Genomic DNA, 23,664 nt, shown 5'->3' on the forward strand with positions numbered 1-23,664 from the left:
CGCGGTCACTCCGTCTTCAGCGCCGCCGCCAGCCGCGTCAGCTGCTCGAAGGAGCCCGTGCCCGCCACGACGGTCGTCGCGCCCTTCTCCTGGTGGACGAGCGCGTCGTATCGGCCGCCCGTGTACCGCGTCCACGTCCGGTCGCCGATCTTCTGGGTGACCTTGGTCTCCCGCGCGCCCTGGGTGGCCTCCTCGAGGAACGCCGACGGCTTCTGAGCCGACTGCTCGACCTGGACGTACTCCCCGTCGGGCGTGTGGAAGCCGAGATGCCAGGCGTCGAAGTCGTCGCCCTGGAAGCGGACGGAGGTCGCCTTCCAGGAGTCGGGCAGGCCCTGCGGCGCGGCCACCGGGTAGGACGCCGCACGGCGGGCCGTCAGCAGCTCCACGCGGTAGTCGACGCGCGGGAGGTCGGGGTCGCCCTCCTCATGGGGGACGAAGAGATAGATGACCCCCGCCGCGAGCACGGTCACCCCGAGGGAGAGGACCATGTTCCGGACCGACTTCTGCTTGCCGTTCGAACCTGCCACGCCCCCTATCGTCGCAGGTGCCCTGGCCTGCTCATCCGTGGGGCCCCCTGCTCATTCTGCCCACCCGGGGATAGAGTCAAGGCCGTCACCCTCATCCGGCCGTCGTCGTATCAGAAAGGTGCGCTCCGATGACCGAGAATCATCATCATCTGCCGACCGAGCTCGAGGTACCCAGCGAAGCCCCCGACCGCAACCTCGCCCTGGAACTGGTCCGTGTGACCGAAGCCGCGGCGATGGCCGCGGGCCGTTGGGTCGGCCGCGGCGACAAGAACGGCGCCGACGGTGCCGCGGTGCGCGCCATGCGGACCCTCGTCCACACCGTGTCGATGAACGGCGTCGTCGTCATCGGTGAGGGCGAGAAGGACGAGGCGCCGATGCTCTTCAACGGGGAGCGGGTCGGCGACGGCACCGGTCCCGAATGCGACATCGCCGTCGACCCGATCGACGGAACCACCCTGACCGCGAAGGGCATGCCCAACGCGATCTCCGTGCTCGCCGCGGCCGACCGCGGGTCCATGTTCGACCCGTCGGCCGTCTTCTACATGGACAAGCTGGTCACCGGTCCCGAGGCCGCCGACTTCGTCGACATCGACGCGCCCGTGGAAGTGAACATCCGCCGGGTCGCCAAGGCGAAGCGGTCGACGCCCGAGGACGTCACCGTCGTCATCCTCGACCGGCCCCGGCACGAGGGCATCATCAAGGAGATCCGGGACGCGGGCGCCCGCATCAAGCTGATCTCCGACGGCGACGTCGCCGGGTCGATCTACGCGCTGCGTGAGGGCACCGGCGTCGACATGCTGCTCGGTATCGGCGGTACGCCGGAGGGGATCATCTCGGCGTGTGCCGTGAAGTGCCTCGGCGGAACCATCCAGGGCAAGCTGTGGCCCAAGGACGACGAGGAGCGGCAGCGCGCCATTGACGCCGGGCACGACCTGGACCGGGTGCTGATGACCGATGACCTGGTCGCCGGGGACAACGTGTTCTTCGTCGCGACCGGGATCACCGACGGTGAGCTGCTGCGGGGTGTGCGGTACCGGTCGGAGACCGCGACCACCGACTCGATCGTGATGCGGTCGAAGTCGGGGACGGTGCGGAGGATCGACTCCGAGCACCGGCTGAGCAAGCTGCGGGCTTACAGCGCGATCGACTTCGACAGGGCGAAGTGAAATAGCGCCTGGCAGCTCGGGACTGCGGATCGTCAGCGACTGCGGGTTGGTTTGTGGTTGATCGCGCCCACGCGGCGGAGCCGCATATCAAACACAGTCCCGCGCCCCTAAAGGCGTTGGGCGCCCCCGGTGCGGAGGGGGCGCCCTTTTTGTTGCCTATCCCGCCTGCGCTATCCGGTTTGCCGTCCTCGCCGCCTTCTTCAGTTCCATTTCGCGGCGGCGGCGCCTCGCCAGCACCACTCGGCGTTCCGCTGCGGTGAGGCCGCCCCAGACGCCGTAGGGCTCGGGCTGGAGGAGGGCGTGTTCGCGGCACTCGACCATGACCGGGCAGCGGGCACAGACTCGCTTGGCTGCCTCCTCGCGGGAGAGGCGGGCCGCGGTGGGCTCTTTCGAGGGGGCGAAGAACAGGCCGGCCTCGTCGCGGCGGCACACGGCCTCGGTATGCCACGGGGCGTCTTGGTCCCTGTCTCGCACTGGCACCCGCTGGGCCGGAACGGCAGCTACCTGCAGGGACGAATGCGGCGGTTGCAGCACGGTCTACTCCTGACGACGGCTTCGCGAGCGAGAGACGATGCAGCAAGGTCTACCCGCTGTGCGCGCGCCTATGCAGTCAGTTCCGAACCGCTGGATTTCGGGGGTCACCGCGCGCCGCTGTACGGCGATCGGGAAAGCCCCGGAAGCGGGTGGGAATCGGTTCGATTCACAACCGTCAATGATCCAAATGCTTGCGCAAACTCCTGGTGCCCTTGTCCACACTGCGCTGAACGCGGTCGAGAATGTCCGCGACGAGTTTGCCCCGCTTCGGCCTGCCCTCGATGCTGCCGAGCACGGCCCAGCCGTCGACCTGGACGACCGGTGCCTCGGGGTCCTCCGCGTCGAGGTGGTCCACCTCGAAGGCGCCGAGCACACCGCCGCCGGTGCCGCGCAGCGAGACGTTCTCCGGGACGCGCACCTCGACGCTGCCGAAGACCGAGATCGCCCGGATCACGACCTGCTGGTACTCGAAGAGCGCCTCGCTGAGATCTATCTCCACGCTGCCGAAGATCGCGTACGCATGGATACGGCGGCCCGCGCGCCAGCGGCCCTTGCGGACGGCGCTGCTGAAGACCGCGACCACGTTGTCGTCGGGGTCGGCCGGGAACGCGACGGGGGCGGGGCGGCCGGCGGCCGGGATGTGGGGTGCGCGGCGCTGGTGGGCGGCGGGCAGGTCCCGTATGAAGACGTCCAGTTCGCCGACCGTCTTGGCGGCCAGCACCCCCTCGACGCGCTCGGCGTGCTCGTCGGCGGTGAGGCGGCCCTCGGCCAGGGCCTCGCGCAGGATGTCGGCGATCCGGTCGCGATCGGCGTCGGACGCGCGTAGCTCGGTGGCGGCAGCGGGTGCGGTCTGCTTCTGAAGGTCCACGGCAGCAGCGTACCCAAACACGATAGATCGCGATAGCCCCTGTCCGGGTTTGCTCGGTGGGCGTCGAACTGAGCCTTACCTCACAAGCTCGCCGTCAGTGGCAGGTTCTACGCTGGTGGGCGCTGCCAATGGAGGCCAGCCGCTGTCTGTCGAGTGAGGAATGGGCGAGATGCCTGAGTTCGCGTACACCGATCTGCTCCCCATGGGAGAGGACACCACCCCGTACCGGCTGGTGACCTCCGAAGGTGTCTCCACCTTCGAGGCCGACGGGCGGACGTTCCTCAAGGTGGAGCCCGAGGCGCTGCGCAAGCTGGCCGAGGAGGCCATCCACGACATCCAGCACTACCTGCGCCCCGCCCACCTCGCCCAGCTGCGCCGCATCATCGACGACCCCGAGGCGTCGAGCAACGACAAGTTCGTGGCGCTCGACCTGCTGAAGAACGCGAACATCGCGGCCGCCGGCGTGCTCCCCATGTGCCAGGACACCGGTACGGCGATCGTGATGGGCAAGCGCGGGCAGAACGTGCTGACGCAGGGCGGGGACGAGGAAGCCCTGTCGCGCGGCATCTACGACGCGTACACCAAGCTCAACCTCCGGTACTCGCAGATGGCTCCGCTCACCATGTGGGAGGAGAAGAACACCGGGTCGAACCTGCCGGCCCAGATCGAGCTGTACGCCACCGACGGCGGCGCCTACAAGTTCCTGTTCATGGCGAAGGGCGGCGGCTCCGCCAACAAGTCCTTCCTGTACCAGGAGACGAAGGCCGTCCTGAACGAGGCCTCCATGATGAAGTTCCTGGAGGAGAAGATCCGTTCGCTGGGTACGGCCGCCTGTCCGCCGTACCACCTGGCGATCGTGGTGGGTGGTACGAGCGCCGAATACGCCCTCAAGACCGCGAAGTACGCCTCCGCGCACTACCTGGACGAGATTCCGGCCGAGGGCTCGCCGCTCGGGCACGGGTTCCGGGACAAGGAGCTGGAGGAGAAGGTCTTCGAGCTGACGCAGAAGATCGGGATCGGCGCGCAGTTCGGCGGGAAGTACTTCTGCCACGACGTGCGGGTCGTGCGGCTGCCGCGGCACGGGGCGTCCTGCCCCGTCGCCATCGCCGTGTCCTGCTCCGCCGACCGTCAGGCCGTCGCGAAGATCACGGCCGAGGGTGTCTTCCTGGAGCAGCTGGAGACCGACCCGGCGCGGTTCCTGCCGGAGACGACCGACGAGCACCTGGAGTCGGACGGTGACGTCGTCAAGATCGACCTCAACCAGCCGATGGACGACATCCTCGCCGAGCTGACCAAGTACCCGGTGAAGACGCGGCTTTCGCTGACCGGGCCGCTGGTCGTGGCCCGTGACATCGCGCACGCCAAGATCAAGGAGCGGCTGGACGCGGGTGAGGAGATGCCGCAGTACCTGAAGGACCATCCGGTGTACTACGCGGGTCCCGCGAAGACGCCGGAGGGGTACGCGTCGGGTTCCTTCGGTCCCACGACCGCCGGCCGTATGGACTCCTACGTCGAGCAGTTCCAGGCGGCGGGTGGCTCCAAGGTGATGCTGGCGAAGGGCAACCGGAGCAAGCAGGTCACTGACGCGTGTGCGGCGCACGGCGGGTTCTACCTCGGCTCCATCGGTGGGCCCGCTGCCCGGCTCGCCCAGGACTGCATCAAGAAGGTCGAGGTCGTCGAGTACGAGGAGCTCGGCATGGAGGCCGTCTGGAAGATCGAGGTCGAGGACTTCCCGGCGTTCATCGTGGTCGACGACAAGGGCAACGACTTCTTCCAGGACCCGGCGCCCCAGCCGACGTTCACGTCGATTCCGGTGCGGGGGCCTGGGCTGGCGTAGCGCCTGGGGTGCGGCGGGGAGTTTTTCGCCCCCGCCGCCCCTACCCGTCCCATCCCCCAGGGGCGCTGCCCCTTCGACCCCGGTCCCTGGGGGCCTGCGGCCCCCAGACCCCCGCTTCGGCCCTGAAGGGGCCTTGTCCTCAAACGCCGGACGGGCTGGTTAGTCAGCCCCTCCGGCGTTTGAGGAGCGAGGGTCCAGGGGGCAAGGCCCCCTGGCGGGGTGGAAGGGGCGGGTAGGGGCGGCGGGGCGAGAAAGGCACCCCGAGTGGAGCAAGGCCGGAACAACCGCACCCGCCCCCACGCTGTACCCGGTATGAGCGACTACCGCATCGAGCACGACTCCATGGGTGAAGTGCGGGTTCCCGCACACGCCAAGTGGCGCGCCCAGACGCAGCGTGCCGTCGAGAACTTCCCCGTCTCCGGCCAGCGCATCGAGCGGGCCCACATCGAGGCGCTCGCCCGGATCAAGGGCGCGGCCGCGAAGGTGAACGCGCGGCTCGGGGTGCTCGACAAGGACATCGCCGAGGCCGTTCAGGAAGCCGCCGAAGAGGTCGCCGGGGGGCGGTGGGACGAGCACTTCCCCGTTGATGTGTTCCAGACGGGGTCCGGGACCTCGTCCAACATGAACACCAACGAGGTCATCGCCACCCTCGCGACCGAGCGGCTCGGCCGGGACGTCCATCCGAACGATCACGTCAATGCGTCCCAGTCGTCCAACGACGTCTTCCCCTCCTCCATCCACATCGCCGCCACCGCCGCCGTCACCCGCGATCTCATCCCGGCCCTCGAGCACCTCGCCGCCTCCCTGGAGCGGAAGGCCGAGGAGTTCGCCGATGTCGTGAAGTCCGGGCGGACCCATCTCATGGACGCCACGCCCGTGACGCTGGGGCAGGAGTTCGGCGGGTACGCCGCCCAGGTGCGGTACGGCGTCGAGCGGCTGGGCGCCTCCCTCCCCCGGCTCGCCGAACTCCCCCTCGGCGGCACGGCCGTCGGCACCGGCATCAACACACCCCCCGGCTTCTCCGCCGCCGTCATCGAGGAGGTGGCCCGCGTCACCGGACTGCCGCTCACCGAGGCGCGGGACCACTTCGAGGCGCAGGGTGCGCGGGACGGCATCGTCGAGACCAGTGGGCAGCTCAGGACCATCGCGGTCGGGCTGACGAAGATCGCGAACGACCTGCGGTGGATGTCGTCCGGGCCGCGCACCGGGCTCGCCGAGATCAGCCTGCCCGATCTCCAGCCGGGGTCGTCGATCATGCCCGGCAAGGTCAACCCGGTCATCCCGGAGGCCGTGCTCATGGTCGCCGCGCAGGTCATCGGCAATGACGCCACCGTGGCCACCGCCGGAGCCGCCGGCAACTTCGAGCTGAACGTGATGCTTCCGGTCATCGCGAAGAACGTCCTGGAGTCCATCCGGCTGCTGGCCAACGCCTCGCGGCTGCTCGCCGACCGGACCGTCGACGGCATCGTCGCCCACCGCGAACGTGCCCTGGAGTACGCCGAGTCGTCACCCTCCGTGGTCACGCCGCTCAACAAGTACATCGGGTACGAGGAGGCCGCCAAGGTCGCCAAGAAGGCCCTCGCGCAGCGGAAGACGATCCGCCAAGTCGTCCTGGAGAGCGGGTACGTGGAGCGCGGCGACCTCACGCTTGAGCAGTTGGACGAGGCCCTGGATGTCCTGCGGATGACGCGGCCGTAACGAGTTGTCACTTCGACCGACGCTGCGGTGAGAACCGTGACCGGCGCCGCAGCGTCGTATGCCTGTGGCACCTAATATCTGTGCATGGCAGACGGTGGAGCGGTGACGACGGAAGTGGAAGCGGGCGGGTCGACGGGCTTCTGGGCGCCCGGGACGCAGATCCTGTGGCGGTACCGGGAGAACGCCGGCCGTCGCTTCCACATCGCGCGTCCCGTGACCGTCGTACGGGACGACGACGAGGTCCTCGCCGTATGGCTGGCGCCGGGTACGGAGTGCATCAAGCCGGTGCTCGCCGACGGAACCGCCGTACATCTGGAGCCGCTTGAGACGCGGTACACCAAGCCGCGTACCGTCCAGCGCGACCGTTGGTTCGGGACCGGGGTGCTGAAGCTCGCGCGGCCAGGTGAGCCGTGGTCGGTGTGGTTGTTCTGGGAGCCCGGGTGGCAGTTCAAGAACTGGTACGTGAATCTTGAGGAGCCGCTGGCCCGTTGGGCGGGCGGGGTGGACTCCGAGGACCACTTTCTCGACATCTCCGTGCACCCCGACCGCAGTTGGCACTGGCGGGACGAGGACGAGTTCGCGCAGGCCCAGCGGGACGGACTGATCGACGAACGGTTGGCCGCACAGGTGCGTCAGGCCGGGCGTGACGCGGTCGAGGTGATCCGTGCCTGGGGGCCGCCGTTCGCCGACGGCTGGCCGCACTGGCGCCCGGATCCCGCCTGGGCTGTACCTTCTTTGCCTGAGGACTGGGATCGCGCATCCGCGCACATGTCCTCATGAGACCCTTGATGCGCCCCCGGGCAACAAACGTAGGATCGTCCTCCGCAAGGGCGCGCAGGGGCAACTACCTAAGTGCGCGCCGGGCTTGACCGATCGTCACCGAGGGGCGGCAGGACGTGAGCGAGGGTTACCAGGGCAATCCGGGTACGGGCCGCAGACGGTCCACCGGTGGCACAGGAACTGCCTCCGGCCACGCGGGGATTCCGTTCCTGGGGCACGTATTCCGGGTATCGGAGTTTCGGCGGGACGAACTGCACGCGTGGCGCGCAGCCCCGGACGGATGGATTCGAAAGGCGTGACGGAGCAGCCGACCTCCTTCGAACGCTCTGAGACGGGCGTCGACCCCGCGGAGTCCCGCGGGGCGCTCGTGCGTACCTCGACGCCGTCGACGACGCACGCCACGCCGCCGCACCCACCTGGCGGCGCCGCCGCCTTACCCGCGCAGGCGCGCACCGGAGAGACCCCTTCCACGCCGGGCACCACCGCACCGTCCGGCCCGAGCAAGGAGCCCCCAGTCATCGCCGGCAACGGCCCCGAGCACTCGCAGCCCTCCGTCGCCGCCGAGCCCGACACACACCGGCCGCGGCCCGTTCCGGAGGCCATACCGCCCCAGCCGGGCACCGAGCAGTCACAGGCGTCCGCCGAGCGGCGCACCGGTCAGGGGGTGCCGCCCGGGCGGCCCACGCCGATGCGGCGGGACGGGGACCGGCTGCGCTTCGTGGGCGCCGCCACCCGGCGGATCGCCCGCGGTATCGACCTGGACGAGATCGTGATGGGGCTGTGCCGGGCGACCGTGCCGACCTTCTCCGACGCGATCCTCGTCTATCTGCGCGATCCCCTGCCGGTCGGCGACGAGCGGCCCACGGGTCCCGTCGTGCTGCGGCTGCGCCGCACCGACCGCATCCCGGAGGAGCGGGACACCGAGGGCGGCTTCCTGCCGGCCCAGCAGCAGCAGGAGCCGACCGAGCTGGCCGAACTGTCCGCCCTCACCGCCGAACTGTGCGAGGTGCGGCCGGGCGGCGCGCTCGCCGAGGTGCTGCGCGGCGTACGTCCCGTCTTCGCCGACGCGCCCGCCGCCCGTGCCGCCCTGCCCGAACTCCTCGGCGACGACGGCGAGTTGATCATCCCCGACGGTCAGCGCGCGATCCTCGCCCCCTTGCGCGGCCGCCGCCGTGTCATCGGCGCCGCGGTCTTCCTGCGCCGCCCGGAGCGCCTGGCCTTCGAGCCGGACGACCTCCTCGTCGCCGCCCAGCTCGCCACGCACAGCGCGCTCGGCATCGACAAGGCGGTGCTGTACGGCCGGGAGGCGTACATCGCCGACGAGCTGCAGCGCACCATGCTCCCGGAGACCCTGCCGCGTCCGACGGGCGTGCGGCTGGCGTCCCGCTACCTCCCGGCGGCCGAGACGGCCCGGGTGGGCGGCGACTGGTACGACGCGATCCCGCTGCCGGGCAGCCGGGTGGCGCTGGTCGTCGGTGACGTCATGGGCCACTCCATGACGTCGGCCGCGATCATGGGCCAGCTGCGGACGACGGCCCAGACCCTCGCCGGCCTCGACCTGCCCCCGCAGGAGGTCCTGCACCACCTGGACGAGCAGGCCCAGCGGCTGGGTACCGACCGCATGGCGACCTGCCTCTACGCGGTCTACGACCCGGTATCGCACCGCATCACCATCGCCAACGCCGGCCATCCGCCGCCCGTCCTGCTGCACCTGGGCGGCCGGGCGGAGGTACTGCGGGTTCCGGCGGGCGCGCCGATCGGTGTCGGCGGCGTCGACTTCGAGGCCGTGGAACTGGACGCTCCGGCCGGAGCGACCCTGCTGCTCTACACCGACGGCCTCGTCGAGTCCCGTCTGCGCGACGTGTGGACCGGCATAGAGCAGCTGCGCGAGAAGCTCGCCGCCACCGCGCAGCTGACCGGCCCCGACCATCCGCCGCCCCTCGAAGCCCTCTGCGACGAGGTCCTCGACATGCTCGGCCCGGGCGACCGGGACGACGACATCGCGCTCCTCGCCGCCCGCTTCGACGGGATCGCGCCCAGCGACGTGGCGTACTGGTTCCTGGAGCCGGAGGACGCGGCGCCCGGCCGTGCCCGGCGGCTTGCGCGGCGGGCGTTGGCCCGGTGGGGCATGGAGGACCTCTCCGACTCGGTCGAGCTGCTGGTGAGCGAGGTCGTGACGAACGCGGTGCGGTATGCCTCCCGGCCGGTCACCCTCCGGCTGCTGCGCACCGACGTCCTGCGGTGCGAGGTCGGCGATGACGTTCCCCAGTTGCCGCGACTTCGGCAGGCTCGGGCCACCGATGAGGGTGGGCGTGGGCTGTATCTGGTCAACCGGCTGGCCCGACGGTGGGGGGCTACGCGGTTGAGCACCGGGAAAGTTGTCTGGTTCGAATTGAATCGCGGCTGAGCCCCGTAGGGGGAACTACGCGATCCCGACTGCGGAATCGTCGTGGCTTGTCGCGCAGTTCCCCGCGCCCCTCAGGGCGTTTTCCTACTGGTCGTTTCCAGGTCTGACCGGGTCCAGGGTGACGTCGTCCGTCGGTTCGCCCGTCGGCTCCACCGTGGGCGGCTCGGTCGTCGGCTCCTCCGTCGGCTCCTGGGTCGTCGGCTCCTCCGTCGGCTCTTCGGTCGTCGGCGTCTCCGTCGGCTTCTGAGTCGTCGGCTCCTCCGTCGGCTCCTGGGTCGTCGGCTCCTGCGTCGGGGCCGGCGTCCAGGTCGGCTGGACCGCCGCGCCCTGGTCGGTGTCGAGGTCGAACTCGGCGTCCGTCTTCGTCACGCCGAACATGTACGCCGCCCAGATCTCCGCCGGGAAGTCACCGCCGTTGATGCGGTCCTCGCCGAGCGCGCCGTACATCTTGACCTGCCGGTGCGGGGGCTTGTCGTCCTCACCGAACAGGCCCACCGAGGTGACCAGATCCGGCGTGTAGCCAGTGAACCAGGCCGACTTGTTGTCGTCGGACGTACCCGTCTTGCCGGCGACCTCCTGGCCGTCGCGCTTGGGGTTGTTCGCCACGGACCTCTGGGCCGTACCGTCGTCGACCACGCCCGTCAGCACCGAGGTCACGGTGTCGGCCGACTCGGGGCTGATGACCTGTTCGCCGATCGGGTTCGGCAGCTCGACCGTACGGCTGTTGTGCTCGGCCGCCTTGATGATGCTCGGGGTGACCTTCTTGCCGTGGTTGTCGAGGGTGGCGTACACCCCGGCCATCTGCAGCGGGCTCGCGCCCATGGAACCCAGGGTCTGGGCGGGGACGGCCTGCTCGTCGGCGGTGTCCATGCCGAGCTTGGCGGCGACGTCCATGACGTTCTTCATGCCGACGTCGACGCCCATCTGCGCGAAGACGGAGTTGACGGACTTGTTCATCGCCGTCTGGACGGTGATGTCGCCGTAGTTGTAGTCGTCCTCGTTCTCGGGGGCGAACCCGACCTTCCTGCCGTTGTCCACGACCTGCCGCTTGCTGGTGCCGTCGTAGATCGTGTTCGCGGTGATCGGCTTGCCGTCCTGGGTCTCGGCGTTCTCCTCCAGGGCGGCGGCCAGGATCACCGGCTTGAACGTCGACGCGGGCTGGTAGTCCGCGCGGGTCGCGTTGCTGGTGTAGTGCTTGAAGTAGTCCACGCCGCCGTACAGCGCGACGACCTTGCCCGTCTTGGGGTCGACGGAGACCGCGCCGGCCTGGATGTCCGCGTCCACCGGCCGCTTCTTCTCGTCCAGCTTGCTGGTCAGCTGCGTCTTGACGGCCTTCTCCAGCGCGGCCTGCTTCTTCTTGTCGACGTTGAGGGTGATGGTCCAGCCCTGGTCGACGACCGCGGCCTCGGCCTGGGAGCGGGTGAGGTCCTGCTGCTTCATCAGCTGGTCCTCCAGCTGACGGTTGGCGAGCGCGACCAGGTAGCCCTTCTGGCCCTCGAGGCCGGCGGTGGGCTTCGGCTCCTCCGGCTCGGGGAACTGCATGCCCTGGCGCTTGGCCTTGTCCAGCCAGCCCTCCTCGACCATGTTGTCCAGGACGTAGTTCCAGCGGGCCTTCACCAGCCGCTTGCCGGTGTCGGACGCGGCCGCCCAGTCGTACTGGCTCGGCGCCTGCAGCAATGCGGCGAGATACGCGCCCTGTGCAACGCTGAGCTTCTCGGCGTCGACGCGGTAGTAGGCCTGGGCGGCGGCCTGGATGCCGTAGGCGTTGCGGCCGTAGTAGCTGGTGTTGATGTAGCCCGCGAGGATCTCGTCCTTGGACATCTGCCGGTCCACCTTCAAGGAGATGACCATCTCCTTGAGCTTGCGGCTGACCGTCTGTTCCTGGCTGAGGTAGTAGTTCTTGACGTATTGCTGGGTGATCGTCGAGCCGCCCTGCGCGCCCTTGCCCATCAGCGTGTTGAGCACACCGCGGGCCGTGCCCTTCAGGTCGATTCCGTTGTCGTGGTAGAAGGACTTGTTCTCCGCCGCGACAAAGGTGCGCTGGACCTTCTTCGGCACCTTGGACAGGTCCACGATCTCGCGGTTGACCTTGCCGTCGCGGGCCAGGACCGAGCCGTCGCTGTACTTGTAGATGTTGCTCTGGCGCTGGGCGGCCTGGGCGGCGGCGTTGCCGTCCGGGACGGGCACCAGCAGGTACAGCGCGATGAAGGCGCCGATGGCGAGCAGGCACGTGCCGAGGAACGTGCCGAGGATCTTCTTCCAGGTGAAGAGCCGGCGTATTCGGCCCTTGCCGTCGCCGCCCTTGCGCCCGGCCTTGGCCGCTCGGCGGGCCGCGGCCCGGCCTCCCACGGCCTCCGACGGTGTCCCTATGACGGTGGTCGACGGGCCTGCTCCAGCGGCCGACGGCGTCCCGGACGAGCGCCGGGGCGCCGCGCGACGGCCACCACGCTGCCGCGCTCGTCTGTCTTCCGCTCGTCCCATGGGTCCGATCCGCTCCGCTTCGTTCTTGTGTGCACTCCTGCCACACAGGTTCGCCGCACAGGTCAGCTCAGAAAGCTAACACCGGAAGATGTGACAAAGACCTTTCCATCCGGCCTTTTGCGGACGTGACAATCAGCACGCCCGTTCAATGGAACCGACTCACACCGGCACACGAAGGTTGCGCGGCCATTAGACGTTTGCCGTTGTCATGAACCTTGCATACGATGGGCACTCACGTTCGAGTCGACCGCTCGAACGCGAACCGGGGGGACCCCAGTGGGCAAGTGGACTGCTGACGGAAAGATCAACTACGGCCTCGACGCCGACGGCGAGAGTGGCCACACGTGGTGACTACTCGGGCGCCCGGCCGGTAACTGACCGCACGCCGGCCGCGCAGGGGCGGAATCGGTGCCGACTCACCCCCACCGACGCGCCCCCCTTCCAAACCGCGGCTCAGAACAAGAGCCGCTTCCGGGGCATCTGCGCGTGTCCGTTGATCAACGCATCCCCCCTCATCGGCCCCATGGCCATGCCAGTGCCCCTTTGGACGAAGCTCACAGGAGGAACTCCGTGCTCAACAACCGTCGGCTCAAGCGAATAAGCACCGTCGCAGGCACCCTCTCCGCCGCCCTTCTCCTCACCGTCACCCAGGCAAACGCCGCCGCCGAAATCGAGCGCGCGACCGCCACCGATTACTCCAATGCCGAGGAGTGGGTGAAGTGCGCCGACAAACGGGAGGACGGCAGCATCAAGTACCAGGCCTGCTTCTCCCCCGTCGGCGACTGGTTCCTGGTCTACGACGGGAAGTCGGATGGCTCTTCCGCCGTCGTGGACTGGGAAGTGAGGAACCGCTTCGGCGCCATTTTCAACGCCAGCGGCGTCTCCACCTACCGCTACAAGAACAAGGACTTCCCGGAGGGTGCCACCATCCGCTTCCGCATCTGCCTGGGCCACTGGGACACCAAGCTGATCACTGCGGGTACCTGCTCCGGCTGGGTGAGCAACCTCGTCTGACCAGACGGTGCCCGGACTCCAGGGCTGGAGTCCGGGCACGTCGCGGTTTCGAGGACCATGGGGTGGTCCAGTGACACAACCGTGACAATCAGCCCCCACCAGGGCCTTCACACCGACCGTCGAGCACTGCACACGCCGCGTATACACGCTAGGTATACACCGCATGTACAGTGCTCCCATGTCCATCGGTCACACTCTCCTCGGGCTCCTGGAGTCCGGCCCCCGCCACGGCTACGACCTCAAGCGGGCCTTCGACGAGAAGTTCGGTCACGACCGGCCGCTGCACTACGGCCAGGTCTATTCGACGATGTCCCGGCTGCTGAAGAACGGGCTCGTCGAGGTCGACGGGATCGAGCCCGGCGGCGGGCCCGAGCGCAAGCGGTACGCGATCACCGACGCCGGTATCACCGACGTGCAGCGCTGGCTCGCGACGCCCGAGAAGCCGGAGCCGTATCTCCAGTCGACCCTCTACACCAAGGTCGTCCTCGCCCTGCTCACCCGGCGCAACGCGGCCGACATCCTCGACACCCAGCGCGCCGAGCACCTGCGCATGATGCGCATCCTCACCGACCGCAAGCGCAAGGGCGACCTGGCCGATCAGCTGATCTGCGACCACGCGCTCTTCCACCTCGAGGCCGACCTGCGCTGGCTGGAACTCACCGCCGCACGCCTGGACAAGCTGGCGGAGGTGGTGGCCAAGTGACCCCGCCTCCCGGATCCCTGCTCGCGGCCGAAGAGCTGCGCAAGGCCTACGGCCCGACCCTCGCCCTCGACGGCGCCGAGTTCTCCATCCACCCCGGCGAGGTCGTCGCCGTCATGGGGCCGTCCGGCTCCGGCAAGTCGACGTTGCTGCACTGCCTCGCCGGCATCGTGCCGCCCGACTCGGGGTCCATCACCTACAACGGGCGCGAGCTGGCCACCATGAGCGACGCCCAGCGCAGCGCTCTGCGGCGCTCCGAGTTCGGGTTCGTCTTCCAGTTCGGGCAGCTCGTACCGGAGTTGACCTGCGTCGAGAACGTCGCCCTTCCGCTGCGGCTGAACGGCACCTCCCGCAAGGAGGCCGAGAAGGCCGCCCTGACCTGGATGGAGCGGCTCGAGGTCGACGACCTGCGCAAGAAGCGACCCGGTGAGGTCTCCGGCGGTCAGGGGCAGCGCGTCGCCGTCGCCCGCGCGCTGGTCACCAACCCGCGCGTGCTGTTCGCCGACGAGCCGACCGGCGCGCTCGACTCCCTCAACGGCGAGCGCGTGATGGAGCTGCTGACGGACGCCGCCCGGTCGACCAACGCCGCCGTCGTCCTCGTCACGCACGAGGCGCGGGTCGCCGCCTACTCCGACCGCGAGATCGTCGTACGGGACGGCAAGTCCCGGGACATGGAGCGCGTCGTATGAGCGTGGGTCAGTGGGCCAAGGATCTGGGGCTGGGGGTCCGGTTCGCCTTCGCCGGCGGACGGGAGGGCTGGGTCCGGGCCCTGCTGACGGCCGTCGGAGTCGGGCTCGGGGTGGCGCTGCTGCTGCTGACGACCGCCGTGCCGAGTGCGCTGACCGAGCGCGAACACCGCGGCACCGCCCGGGACGACTTCACGTACGGCGCGGAGCAGCTGTCCAAGGCGGACGACACGTTGATCATCGCGGATGTCGACACGACCTTCCGCACCGATGACGTGCGGGGCCGCCTCCTGGAGCCCGAGGGCTCGCGGGCGCCGCTGCCGCCGGGTGTCGAGAAGTTCCCCGCGAAGGGCGAGATGGTCGCCTCGCCGGCATTGAAGCGCCTGCTGGAGTCCGACTCGGGCAAGCTGCTGCGCGAACGCATCCCCTATCGGATCACCGGCACCATCCAGAAGTCCGGACTCGTCGGGCCCGCCGAACTCGCCTACTACGCGGGCGGCTCGGGGATGGCAAGCCATCTGAGCAACGGTTCCATCGAGCGCATCGACTACTTCGGGCCCTCCTCGGGGGCGGTGGACGACGGGCTGGACCCGATCCTGATCCTGCTCGTCATGATCATCTTTGTGGTGCTGCTGCTGCCGGTCGGCGTGTTCATCGCGGCGGCCGTGCGCTTCGGCGGCGAGCGCCGGGACCGTCGCCTCGCGGCCCTCAGGCTGGTCGGCGCGGACGGGGGGATGGCGCGCCGGGTCGCGGCCGGCGAGGCACTCGCCGGGGCACTGCTCGGGCTCGTCCTCGGTACCGGGTTCTTCCTGGCGGGGCGTCAGCTGGCGTCCCTGCTGAAGGTCCGCAACATCAGCGTGTTCCCGAGCGACCTCAATCCGTCGCCCGCGCTCGCCGCGCTGGTCGCCGTCGCCGTACCGGCCGCGGCCGTGCTGGTGACGCTGTTCGCGCTGCGCGGGGTCGTCATCGAGCCCCTCGGCGTCGTCCGTACGGCGAAGCCCCCGCGCCGCCGGCTGTGGTGGCGACTGCTGCTGCCGCTGGCCGGCCTCGCGCTGCTGTACCCGATGGTGGGTCAGGGCAACGACAACGGGAACTTCAACGAGTGGATGGTGATCGGCGGCACCGTACTGCTGCTGGTCGGCGTCACCGCGCTGCTGCCGTGGATCGTGGAGGCCGTGGTGGCCCGGCTGAACTCGGGCTCGGTCTCCTGGCAACTGGCCGTCCGAAGGCTGCAGTTGAGCAGCGGCACGGCCGCCCGCATGGTCAACGGCATCGCGGTCGCGGTGGCCGGGGCGATCGCCCTGCAGATGCTGTTCGCCGGGGTCGAGTCCGACTACACCGAGGACACGGGCAACGACCTGAGCCGGGCTCAGCTGACCTTCTACCTGCGGGACGACGCCTCGCTGGGCGAGCTCGCCGGGAAGCTGACGCACACCGAGGGAGTGCGCCACGCGACGGCCCTCGCCGAGGGCTCGCTCGGCGACCGGGCCAAGGAGCCGGACAACTCGGTCGAGGTGACCGTCGCCGGCTGCGCCGAGTTGCGTGAGGTGGCGCGTCTGTCGTCCTGCCGGGACGGCGACGTCTTCAGAATCCTCGGCACGGAGTACGACGGCGACACGGAGAAGCTCACAGCGCCGGGCCGGACCCTGTACTTCGACCCGGCCTACCCGGGTTCGCCCAGCCACACGGTGTCCTGGAAGGTGCCCACCGGCATCAAGGCGGCGGCGCAACGCGAGGATCCCACCGGCTACGCGCGCGGCGGCCTGCTGTTCACCCGGGGCGCACTGCCCGAGGGCGCGGCAGCGGGCATGTACGAGAAGGTGTACCTCTCGCTGGACACCTCGGTGCCGGACGCCGCCGAGTTCGCGCGCAACACCGCCGCGCGGGTCGATGCGCTGACGGACGTGAGCGCCCTGACCGCCAGTCGGCAGTCCGAGGAGTTCCGCGCCATCCGCAACGGCCTGTTCGTCGGCGCGACCTGCGTCCTGGTGCTGATCGGCGCGAGCCTGCTGGTCTCCCAGCTGGAGCAGCTGCGCGAGCGCAAGAAGCTGCTGTCGTCCCTGGTCGCCTTCGGCACGCGGCGCCGCACGCTGAGCCTGTCGGTGCTGTGGCAGACGGCGATCCCGATCGCGCTGGGCCTGCTCCTTGCCTCGGTGGTGGGGCTCACCCTGGGCGCGGTGCTGCTGAAGATGGTCGAGGCCACGGTGAGCGTGGACTGGGCGAGCGTGCTGACGATGACGGGCATCGGCGCCGGAGTCGTGCTCGCGGTGACGCTGCTCAGCCTGCCGCCGCTGCTGCGGCTGATGCGGCCGGACGGGCTGCGCACGGAGTGAAGGAACGGGGGCCGACGCTCAGGCGTCGGCCCCCAGCACCCGTACGGGCAAGGGCTGCAGCGCCACCCGCAACGCGGCCGCCAGCTCCTCGTACTCCGCTCCCCGCGCCGCCCCCGTCCGCATGGCGAGGGCGACGCGGCGCGTGGGGGCGGGGTCGGCGAAGGAGCCGGTGAGGAGGCAGTTGCTGCGGGTCGTCTCCAGCTTGAGGGCGGTGCGCGGCAGCAGGGTGCAGCCCAGGCCGCCCGCGACGAGCTGGACGAGCGTCGACAGGCCGGCGGCCGTCGTGGTGACCGGGGCGCCCTCCCGTCGCCCACCACCACCCTCAGCCGAGGGGCTTCGCCCCGCCCCCTTGAATCCCAGACCGGCCTCGCGGCAGATGTCGAGGGCCTGGTCGCGCAGGCAGTGGCCCTCGTCGAGGAGCAGCAGGTTCAGCTCCTTGAGGGCTTCGCGCGGGATTCCCTCGCGGCCGCCGAGCTGGTGGCCGAGCGGCGTGACGAGCACGAAGTCCTCGTCGAAGAGCGGGAGTTCGGCGATGCCGGGCACGCCGAGGGGTACCGCGAGCAGCAGCAGGTCCAGGCGCCCGGTGGTGAGCCCCTCGACGAGACTGGCGGTCTGCTCCTCGTGCACCTGGAGGTCGAGGTGCGGGTACCGGTCGTGGACGAGCCGCAGAACGGTCGGCAGCAGATACGGCGCCACCGTAGGAATGACCCCGAGGCGCAGGGCGCCCGTGAACGGGGCCCGCACCGCCTCCGCCTCCTCCATCAGCGCCCCGACCTCCGCCAGAACGGCCTTGGCCCGTACGGCCAGACGCTCACCGGCGGGCGAGAGCAGCACCTTGCGGGTGGTGCGCTCCAGGAGCGTCACTCCGAGTGACTCCTCCAGGGCGGATACGGCACCCGACAGAGCGGGCTGGCTCATGCCGATCGCCGCGGCGGCGTCCCGGAAATGAAGGTGCTCGGCGACGGCCGCGAAGGCGCGCAACTGGGCGAGGCTGGGCTGCCTTCTCTTACTCACGGTCACTGATAGAACCCTCCGATCAACCTGACCGAGTGTAGCTATTTCCCGTATCAATGCAGCCTGTGCCAGGATCGGTAAGGTCCAACCCAAAGGGAGACGCCTGTACCGAACGGGTGTCTCTTCGCTGCAAGGAGAGCGTGTGCTCACTGTCGGTGACAAGTTCCCCGAGTTCGAACTGACCGCCTGCGTCTCGCTGGAGAAGGGCAAGGAGTTCGAGACGATCAACCACAAGACCTACGAGGGCAAGTGGAAGATCGTGTTTGCCTGGCCTGCGGACTTCACTTTCGTGTGTCCGACCGAGATCGCGGCCTTCGGCAAGCTGAACGAGGAGTTCGCCGATCGCGACGCCCAGGTCCTCGGCTTCTCCGGTGACTCCGAGTACGTGCACCACGCCTGGCGCAAGGACCACGACGACCTGCGTGACCTGCCGTTCCCGATGCTGGCCGACACCAAGCGCGAGCTGATGCGCGACCTCGGCATCGAGGGCGAGGACGGCTTCGCCAAGCGTGCCGTCTTCATCGTCGACCAGAACAACGAGATCCAGTTCTCCATGGTGACCGCCGGCTCCGTCGGCCGTAACCCCAAGGAGGTCCTGCGGGTCCTGGACGCCCTCCAGACGGACGAGCTGTGCCCGTGCAACTGGACCAAGGGCGACGAGACCCTGGACCCGGTCAAGCTCCTCGCCGGAGAGTGACGGACATGTCCCTCGACTCCCTCAAGTCCCGCATACCGGACTACGCCAAGGACCTGAAGCTCAACCTCGGCTCGGTCATCGGCAACTCCGACCTCCCGGCCCAGCAGCTGTGGGGCACGGTACTCGCCACCGCGATCGCCGCGCGCTCCCCGATCGTGCTGCGCGAACTGGCGCCGGAGGCCAAGGCGAACCTCTCGCCGGAGGCGTACACCGCGGCGAAGTCCGCGGCCGCGGTGATGGCGATGAACAACGTCTTCTACCGGACCCGGCACCTGCTGTCCGACCACGAGTACGGCAACCTGCGCGCGGGGCTCCGTATGAACGTCATCGGCAACCCCGGTGTCGACAAGGTCGACTTCGAGCTGTGGTCCTTCGCGGTGTCCGCCATCAACGGTTGCGGCCTGTGCCTGGACTCGCACGAGCAGGTGCTGCGCAAGGCCGGGGTCGACCGCGAGGTCGTCCAGGAGGCGTTCAAGATTGCTTCCGTGATTCAGGCGGTCGGTACGACGCTGGAGGCCGAGGCCGTGCTCTCCGAGTAGGCCGGGCTTCCTCGAGGGCCTCGCTCACTGCTGGTGGGCGGGGCCCTCGGCGTTTTCGTCGCTGTCCCTGGGAGCTGCGCCCCCAGACCCCCCTTGGGCCTCAACGGCCTCGTCCTCAAACGCCGGACGGGCCGGTTGGTGCAGCACTGCCTCCTGCGAGTACGCCCGCAGATACGCCACGATCGTGTTCGACACCGCCACCAGCGGTACGGCCACCACCGCGCCGCCGATCCCGGCCACCATGCCCCCGGCCGCGACGGACAGCACCACCGCCAGCGGATGGACGCGGACCGCGCGCCCCAGGATGAACGGCTGCAGGATGTGCCCCTCGATCTGCTGGACCGCCAGGACGACCACGAGGGTCATGACCGCCGTGAAGATGCCCTGTGTCACCAGGGCCACGACCACGGCGAGGGCACCGGAGGCAACCGCTCCGACGAGCGGGATGAAGGAGAACAGGAAGATGAAGACGGCCAGCGGGACGGCCATCGGCACGTCGAGGAAGTAGATGCCGATGCCGATGAAGACGGCGTCGATCAGGGCGACGAGGACCGTGCCGCGCACGTACGCCGTGAGGGTCGCCCACGCGCGCGGGCCGGCGCCGGCGACGCCCGGGCGGGCCGCGGCGGGCACGAGCTTCAGCGTCCACTCCCAGATGCGCTTGCCGTCGTAGAGCAGGAAGAGGGTCGAGAAGGCCGCCAGCAGGATGCCGGTGAGGGTCTCTACGACGACCGTGACGCCTTCCAGGCCGGCGGAGGTGATCTCGTCGGTGTTGGCGCCGATCGCCTCCCGGAGGTTCTCGGCGATGTCGTTGATCTGCTTGTCGGTGACGTGGAAGGGGCTGTTGAGCAGCCACTTGCGCAGTTCGTCGATGCCGTCCTGGACCTGGTCGGAGAGGTTGTCGATGTTCTCCATGACCTGCCAGGTCACGAACCAGCCCATCAGCCCGATGACGACGAATCCGAGGATCGCGGTCAGGGCGGTGGCGGGCCCGCGCGGCACGCCACGCCGGGTAAGCCACGCCACCGAGGGCTGCATCAGCGCGGTGAGGAGCAGGGCGATGACGAACGCCAGCACGACGAGCTGTACGGCGCTGATGACCCGCATGAGCACCCAGACCGTGCCGGCCAGCACCAGCAGCCGCCAGCCGGCCTCCGCCGCGACCCGAACGCCCCACGGCACGACCTGCGCGGGGTCGGGGCGGGGCGGCGGAGCCGCGGGGGCGTAGTCGGGGGTCCGTGGGACATTGCCGGCGGGCGGTGCGGGGGCCTCGGCGGCGGGCGGTGCGGGCGCGACGGCGGTGGCGGACCTCCGCTCCGGCCGGAACTCGGCGCTCTCCCGCTCCACCTCGGCGCGACGCTCGTCCAACCGCTCACTCATCTCGGTCAGTCCGGCCCCGAGCCGACCGAGCCACCCTGGCACTCGCGACATGATCCGTCCTCTTCCCCCGTCTCTCCTCACCACTCCCCCCTGGAGTCGTCCGTCCGACCGTACATGCGTCACCGGAGAACAGCGAAAGCCCCTCACCAAAAGGACGGTGAGGGGCGACGCAGGGTTGAGAAGCGCCCTAAAGGGGCGCGGGGAACTGCGCGACCAGCCACAACGGCGCCGCACACAAAGAACGACCTATCGCGGCTGAGCCGACGGAGCGTCTAGTACCAGTGGTTGGCCTGCCAGAACGACCAGGCGCCACACGGGCTGTCGTACCGCTCGTTCATGTAGTTGAGGCCCCACTTGATCTGGGTGGCCGGGTTCGTCTGCCAGTCGGAGCCGGCGGAGGAGTACTTGCCGGCCGGGAGCGCCTGGAAGAGGCCGTAGGCACCCGAAGAAGGGTTGACCGCCTGGTAGTTCCAGCTGGACTCGTGGTCCACGATGTTGCTGAAGCACTGGAACTGGTCGCTCGGCACCATCTGGCGCGCCATCGCCTGGATCTGCGCGATGGTGTACGAGCTCTGGATCGGGAAGTCGGCGGAGGAGGACCGGGAGGCCTTCGTCTCGGCCTCTTCGCGCTCCTTGGCCAACTGCGCCGCCTTCTCGGCGGCCTTCTGCTTCTCGATCGCGCTCTGGGCGGCGGCCTTGCGGGCCGCCTCCTCGGCATCCTTCTTGGCGCTCGCGTCCGCGGCGATGGCCTGGACGTTGGCCTGTGCCGTCAGCGACTCGGTCTGCACCTGGGCCTGCTGGCCCGCGGGTATGTCCGCGAGGAGCGTCGAATCGGCAGCCGTCGCCTCGGCGTCGTTGTTCTGCGCGGTGCTGCCCGAGGCAACGCCGACGACGCTTCCGACAGCGGTGACCGCGGTGGCAGAGGCCACTGCGAATCCCCTGACCGAAATCGGACTCACACGGTTTCCTTCCAGCATCGCCCGCTTCGGTGACCCTGGCGGACGCAATCTTGCCCCTGACGCTGGCCTCCCACCTAAGGGGTCACGGGAGGCGCGGGCCCGGTGGGCAACTCCCGCGAGGGGAGCGCCGCGTGGTGCTCGGGCGGCATACGACGACGCTATGGAGTTGATGTGGTGTTGCTGTTGCGCCGTACCGCTGGGGGTACAGGTGTGTCGTATGCGGGGCCTGACAGGAGTGAGACTCTGCCGTAACCCGATGCCGCAAGGCAATTCCGAGTTGCGTGTGAAAGCTCACACCTCGTTTGTCCCAGGGGATTTCCGGAAAGCCGCACACGCCGAGGCGCCGCCCGGATAGGCTCTCCCGCCTTTCCGAACGGCGCCAACCAACGAGTAGCTACCGCAAGTTGAGCACTTGGGTCAGATCTGCCCGTCCTCCAGCATTTCGGTCACAAGGGCCGCGATCTGGGACCTCTCGGACCGCGTCAGCGTGACGTGGGCGAAGAGTGGATGTCCCTTCAGCTTTTCCACGACGGCGACGACACCGTCGTATCGCCCGACCCGCAAATTGTCCCTTTGTGCCACGTCGTGGGTCAGAACGACCCGTGAATTGGCGCCGATTCGGGACAGAACGGTCAGCAGTACATTCCGTTCCAGCGACTGCGCCTCGTCCACGATCACGAAGGCGTCGTGCAGCGAGCGCCCACGGATGTGCGTGAGAGGGAGCACCTCCAGCATTCCCCTCGCGGTGACCTCTTCGATGACCTCGCGGCTGGTGACCGCGGACAGCGTGTCGAAGACCGCCTGCGCCCAGGGGCTCATCTTCTCGGCCTCGGTGCCGGGCAGATAGCCGAGCTCCTGCCCGCCCACCGCGTACAGCGGCCGGAAGACCATCACCTTCTGGTGCTGACGGCGCTCCAGCACCGCCTCGAGCCCCGCGCACAGCGCCAGCGCCGACTTGCCGGTGCCGGCCCGGCCACCCATGGACACGATCCCGACGTCCGGGTCGAGGAGCAGATCGAGCGCGATCCGCTGCTCGGCGCTGCGGCCCTTGATGCCGAACGCCTCCCGGTCGCCGCGCACCAGGCGGACGTTGCCGTCGGGTGCGATCCGGCCCAGCGCCTTGCCGCGCTCGGAGTGGATCGTCAGCCCTGTGTGCACGGGCATGTCGGCGGCTTCGGGGACGTAGACATGGCCTTCCTCGAAGAGGATGTCCACCTGCTCGCCCGGCAGGGTCAGTTCGGACATTCCGGTCCAGCCGGAGGAGTCCGTGATGGCGAGCTCGGCGCGGTACTCCTCGGCGAGGAGACCGACGGAAGAGGCCTTGATCCTGAGCGGCAGGTCCTTCGACACGACGGTGACGTCGAACCCCTCGGCCTGCAGATTGCGGGCGACCGCGAGGATACGGGAGTCGTTGTCCCCCAGGCGGTAGCCGGTGGGCAGCACGCTGGGGTCCGAGTGGTTGAGCTCGACACGGACGGTCCCGCCGAGGTCCCCGGTCGGAATGGGGGCGTCGAGACGGCCGTACTTCACCCGGTAGTCGTCGAGCAGGCGCAGCGCCTGCCGGGCGAAGTAGCCGAGTTCGGGATGGTGCCGCTTGGCCTCCAGTTCCGTCACCACGACGATGGGGAGCACGACCTCGTGCTCGTCGAAGCGGCTCAGGGCGTTCGGGTCGGCCAGCAGGACGCTGGTGTCGAGAACGTAGGTGCGCCGGTCTGGCTTGTGGCGCTTTGTGCTGGTCACCACGGAAGGACGTACCCCCTCGGATGAGGTCGGGGAGCGACGGAGTGGAGCTGGACCGGTCGTCGGCCGCCCTGCACGTCATGCACGGGCCGAAAACCGGCCCTCCACTGCTTCTTCCATGCCGTGATCGCACGGTCGAGCTGGTGCAAAGGGCCTCCCGGGCGGACGGCTCCGGTGCCGCCCGCTGAGATACGACACCCGTGGTTCGGGTGTCGACCTGCTTGGCTTATGCCCTCGAACATGCGGTGCCATGCCGACGCATATGACGGCGCGCTGGTGAACTCCTTGTTACTTCTGTCCCGTG

19 protein-coding genes are annotated in these 23,664 nt (G+C 69.2%); 11 read left to right on the forward strand and 8 right to left on the reverse strand.

Features of this window, described 5'->3' with window-relative positions; translation table 11 throughout:
* Positions 1-5 precede the first annotated feature (5 nt).
* Positions 6-527 (reverse strand): DUF4245 domain-containing protein, encoded by a 522-nt coding sequence (locus ACZ7L6_RS12255; protein WP_471922673.1) that lies wholly within the window; start codon positions 525-527, stop codon positions 6-8.
* 128 nt (positions 528-655) lie between these two features.
* Between ACZ7L6_RS12255 and glpX the strand changes: the two genes are divergently transcribed.
* Positions 656-1,693: a class II fructose-bisphosphatase gene (gene glpX / locus ACZ7L6_RS12260; protein WP_471922675.1), complete on the forward strand. Its 1,038-nt coding sequence runs from the start codon at positions 656-658 to the stop codon at positions 1,691-1,693.
* Between the two features lie 156 nt (positions 1,694-1,849).
* Here glpX and ACZ7L6_RS12265 read toward each other — a convergent pair whose 3' ends face one another.
* Entirely contained in the window at positions 1,850-2,227 is a 378-nt protein-coding gene (locus tag ACZ7L6_RS12265; RefSeq protein ID WP_398814398.1) for a WhiB family transcriptional regulator, read from the reverse strand.
* A gap of 175 nt (positions 2,228-2,402) precedes the next feature.
* On the reverse strand, positions 2,403-3,095 hold the full coding sequence (locus ACZ7L6_RS12270; RefSeq protein WP_471922677.1) for a DUF1707 SHOCT-like domain-containing protein: 693 nt from the start codon (positions 3,093-3,095) through the stop codon (positions 2,403-2,405).
* Positions 3,096-3,264: 169 nt separating this feature from the next.
* Between ACZ7L6_RS12270 and ACZ7L6_RS12275 the strand changes: the two genes are divergently transcribed.
* From ACZ7L6_RS12275 to ACZ7L6_RS12290, 4 genes are all read left to right on the forward strand, one after another.
* On the forward strand, positions 3,265-4,932 hold the full coding sequence (locus ACZ7L6_RS12275; RefSeq protein ID WP_471922679.1) for a fumarate hydratase: 1,668 nt from the start codon (positions 3,265-3,267) through the stop codon (positions 4,930-4,932).
* A gap of 312 nt (positions 4,933-5,244) precedes the next feature.
* Entirely contained in the window at positions 5,245-6,630 is a 1,386-nt protein-coding gene (locus ACZ7L6_RS12280; RefSeq protein ID WP_471922681.1) for a class II fumarate hydratase, read from the forward strand.
* Between the two features lie 84 nt (positions 6,631-6,714).
* A complete protein-coding gene (gene fomD, locus ACZ7L6_RS12285; RefSeq protein WP_471922683.1) occupies positions 6,715-7,410 on the forward strand; it encodes a cytidylyl-2-hydroxypropylphosphonate hydrolase in 696 nt (231 codons plus the stop codon).
* A gap of 295 nt (positions 7,411-7,705) precedes the next feature.
* Complete coding sequence (locus ACZ7L6_RS12290; RefSeq protein ID WP_471922685.1) at positions 7,706-9,817, forward strand: SpoIIE family protein phosphatase; 2,112 nt, start codon at positions 7,706-7,708, stop codon at positions 9,815-9,817.
* Between the two features lie 84 nt (positions 9,818-9,901).
* Here ACZ7L6_RS12290 and ACZ7L6_RS12295 read toward each other — a convergent pair whose 3' ends face one another.
* Positions 9,902-12,298, reverse strand: coding sequence for a transglycosylase domain-containing protein (locus ACZ7L6_RS12295; protein ID WP_471922688.1), 2,397 nt, complete (start codon positions 12,296-12,298; stop codon positions 9,902-9,904).
* Between the two features lie 570 nt (positions 12,299-12,868).
* Here ACZ7L6_RS12295 and ACZ7L6_RS12300 point away from each other — a divergent pair.
* The 4 genes from ACZ7L6_RS12300 to ACZ7L6_RS12315 all read left to right on the forward strand — a co-directional run bounded on the left by ACZ7L6_RS12300 (position 12,869) and on the right by ACZ7L6_RS12315 (position 17,031).
* Positions 12,869-13,312, forward strand: coding sequence for a hypothetical protein (locus tag ACZ7L6_RS12300; protein WP_471922690.1), 444 nt, complete (start codon positions 12,869-12,871; stop codon positions 13,310-13,312).
* Between the two features lie 178 nt (positions 13,313-13,490).
* Complete coding sequence (locus tag ACZ7L6_RS12305) at positions 13,491-14,015, forward strand: PadR family transcriptional regulator (RefSeq protein ID WP_031483740.1); 525 nt, start codon at positions 13,491-13,493, stop codon at positions 14,013-14,015.
* Complete coding sequence (locus ACZ7L6_RS12310; protein ID WP_468177940.1) at positions 14,012-14,701, forward strand: ABC transporter ATP-binding protein; 690 nt, start codon at positions 14,012-14,014, stop codon at positions 14,699-14,701. Before ACZ7L6_RS12305 ends, ACZ7L6_RS12310 begins: the two co-directional genes overlap by 4 nt.
* Positions 14,698-17,031, forward strand: a complete 2,334-nt coding sequence (locus ACZ7L6_RS12315) for an ABC transporter permease (RefSeq protein WP_471922695.1) — start codon at positions 14,698-14,700, stop codon at positions 17,029-17,031. Before ACZ7L6_RS12310 ends, ACZ7L6_RS12315 begins: the two co-directional genes overlap by 4 nt.
* 18 nt (positions 17,032-17,049) lie before the next feature.
* Here the strand turns inward: ACZ7L6_RS12315 and ACZ7L6_RS12320 are convergent, their stop codons facing one another.
* On the reverse strand, positions 17,050-18,051 hold the full coding sequence (locus ACZ7L6_RS12320; RefSeq protein WP_471922697.1) for a LysR substrate-binding domain-containing protein: 1,002 nt from the start codon (positions 18,049-18,051) through the stop codon (positions 17,050-17,052).
* A 136-nt stretch (positions 18,052-18,187) separates the two neighbouring features.
* Here ACZ7L6_RS12320 and ACZ7L6_RS12325 point away from each other — a divergent pair, with 136 nt between their 5' ends.
* Positions 18,188-18,742, forward strand: a complete 555-nt coding sequence (locus ACZ7L6_RS12325) for a peroxiredoxin (protein ID WP_471922700.1) — start codon at positions 18,188-18,190, stop codon at positions 18,740-18,742.
* A gap of 5 nt (positions 18,743-18,747) precedes the next feature.
* Complete coding sequence (locus tag ACZ7L6_RS12330) at positions 18,748-19,281, forward strand: alkyl hydroperoxide reductase (protein WP_471922703.1); 534 nt, start codon at positions 18,748-18,750, stop codon at positions 19,279-19,281.
* Positions 19,282-19,305: 24 nt separating this feature from the next.
* On the opposite strand, the gene ACZ7L6_RS12335 is transcribed toward ACZ7L6_RS12330, so the two are convergent.
* The 3 genes from ACZ7L6_RS12335 to ACZ7L6_RS12345 all read right to left on the reverse strand — a co-directional run bounded on the left by ACZ7L6_RS12335 (position 19,306) and on the right by ACZ7L6_RS12345 (position 23,363).
* Positions 19,306-20,712, reverse strand: coding sequence for an AI-2E family transporter (locus ACZ7L6_RS12335; protein WP_471922706.1), 1,407 nt, complete (start codon positions 20,710-20,712; stop codon positions 19,306-19,308).
* Between the two features lie 221 nt (positions 20,713-20,933).
* A complete protein-coding gene (locus tag ACZ7L6_RS12340) occupies positions 20,934-21,638 on the reverse strand; it encodes an aggregation-promoting factor C-terminal-like domain-containing protein (RefSeq protein WP_471922709.1) in 705 nt (234 codons plus the stop codon).
* A 399-nt stretch (positions 21,639-22,037) separates the two neighbouring features.
* Complete coding sequence (locus ACZ7L6_RS12345; protein ID WP_471922711.1) at positions 22,038-23,363, reverse strand: PhoH family protein; 1,326 nt, start codon at positions 23,361-23,363, stop codon at positions 22,038-22,040.
* Positions 23,364-23,664: the final 301 nt, after the last annotated feature.

Source organism: Streptomyces sp. NPDC107522, assembly GCF_055657525.1.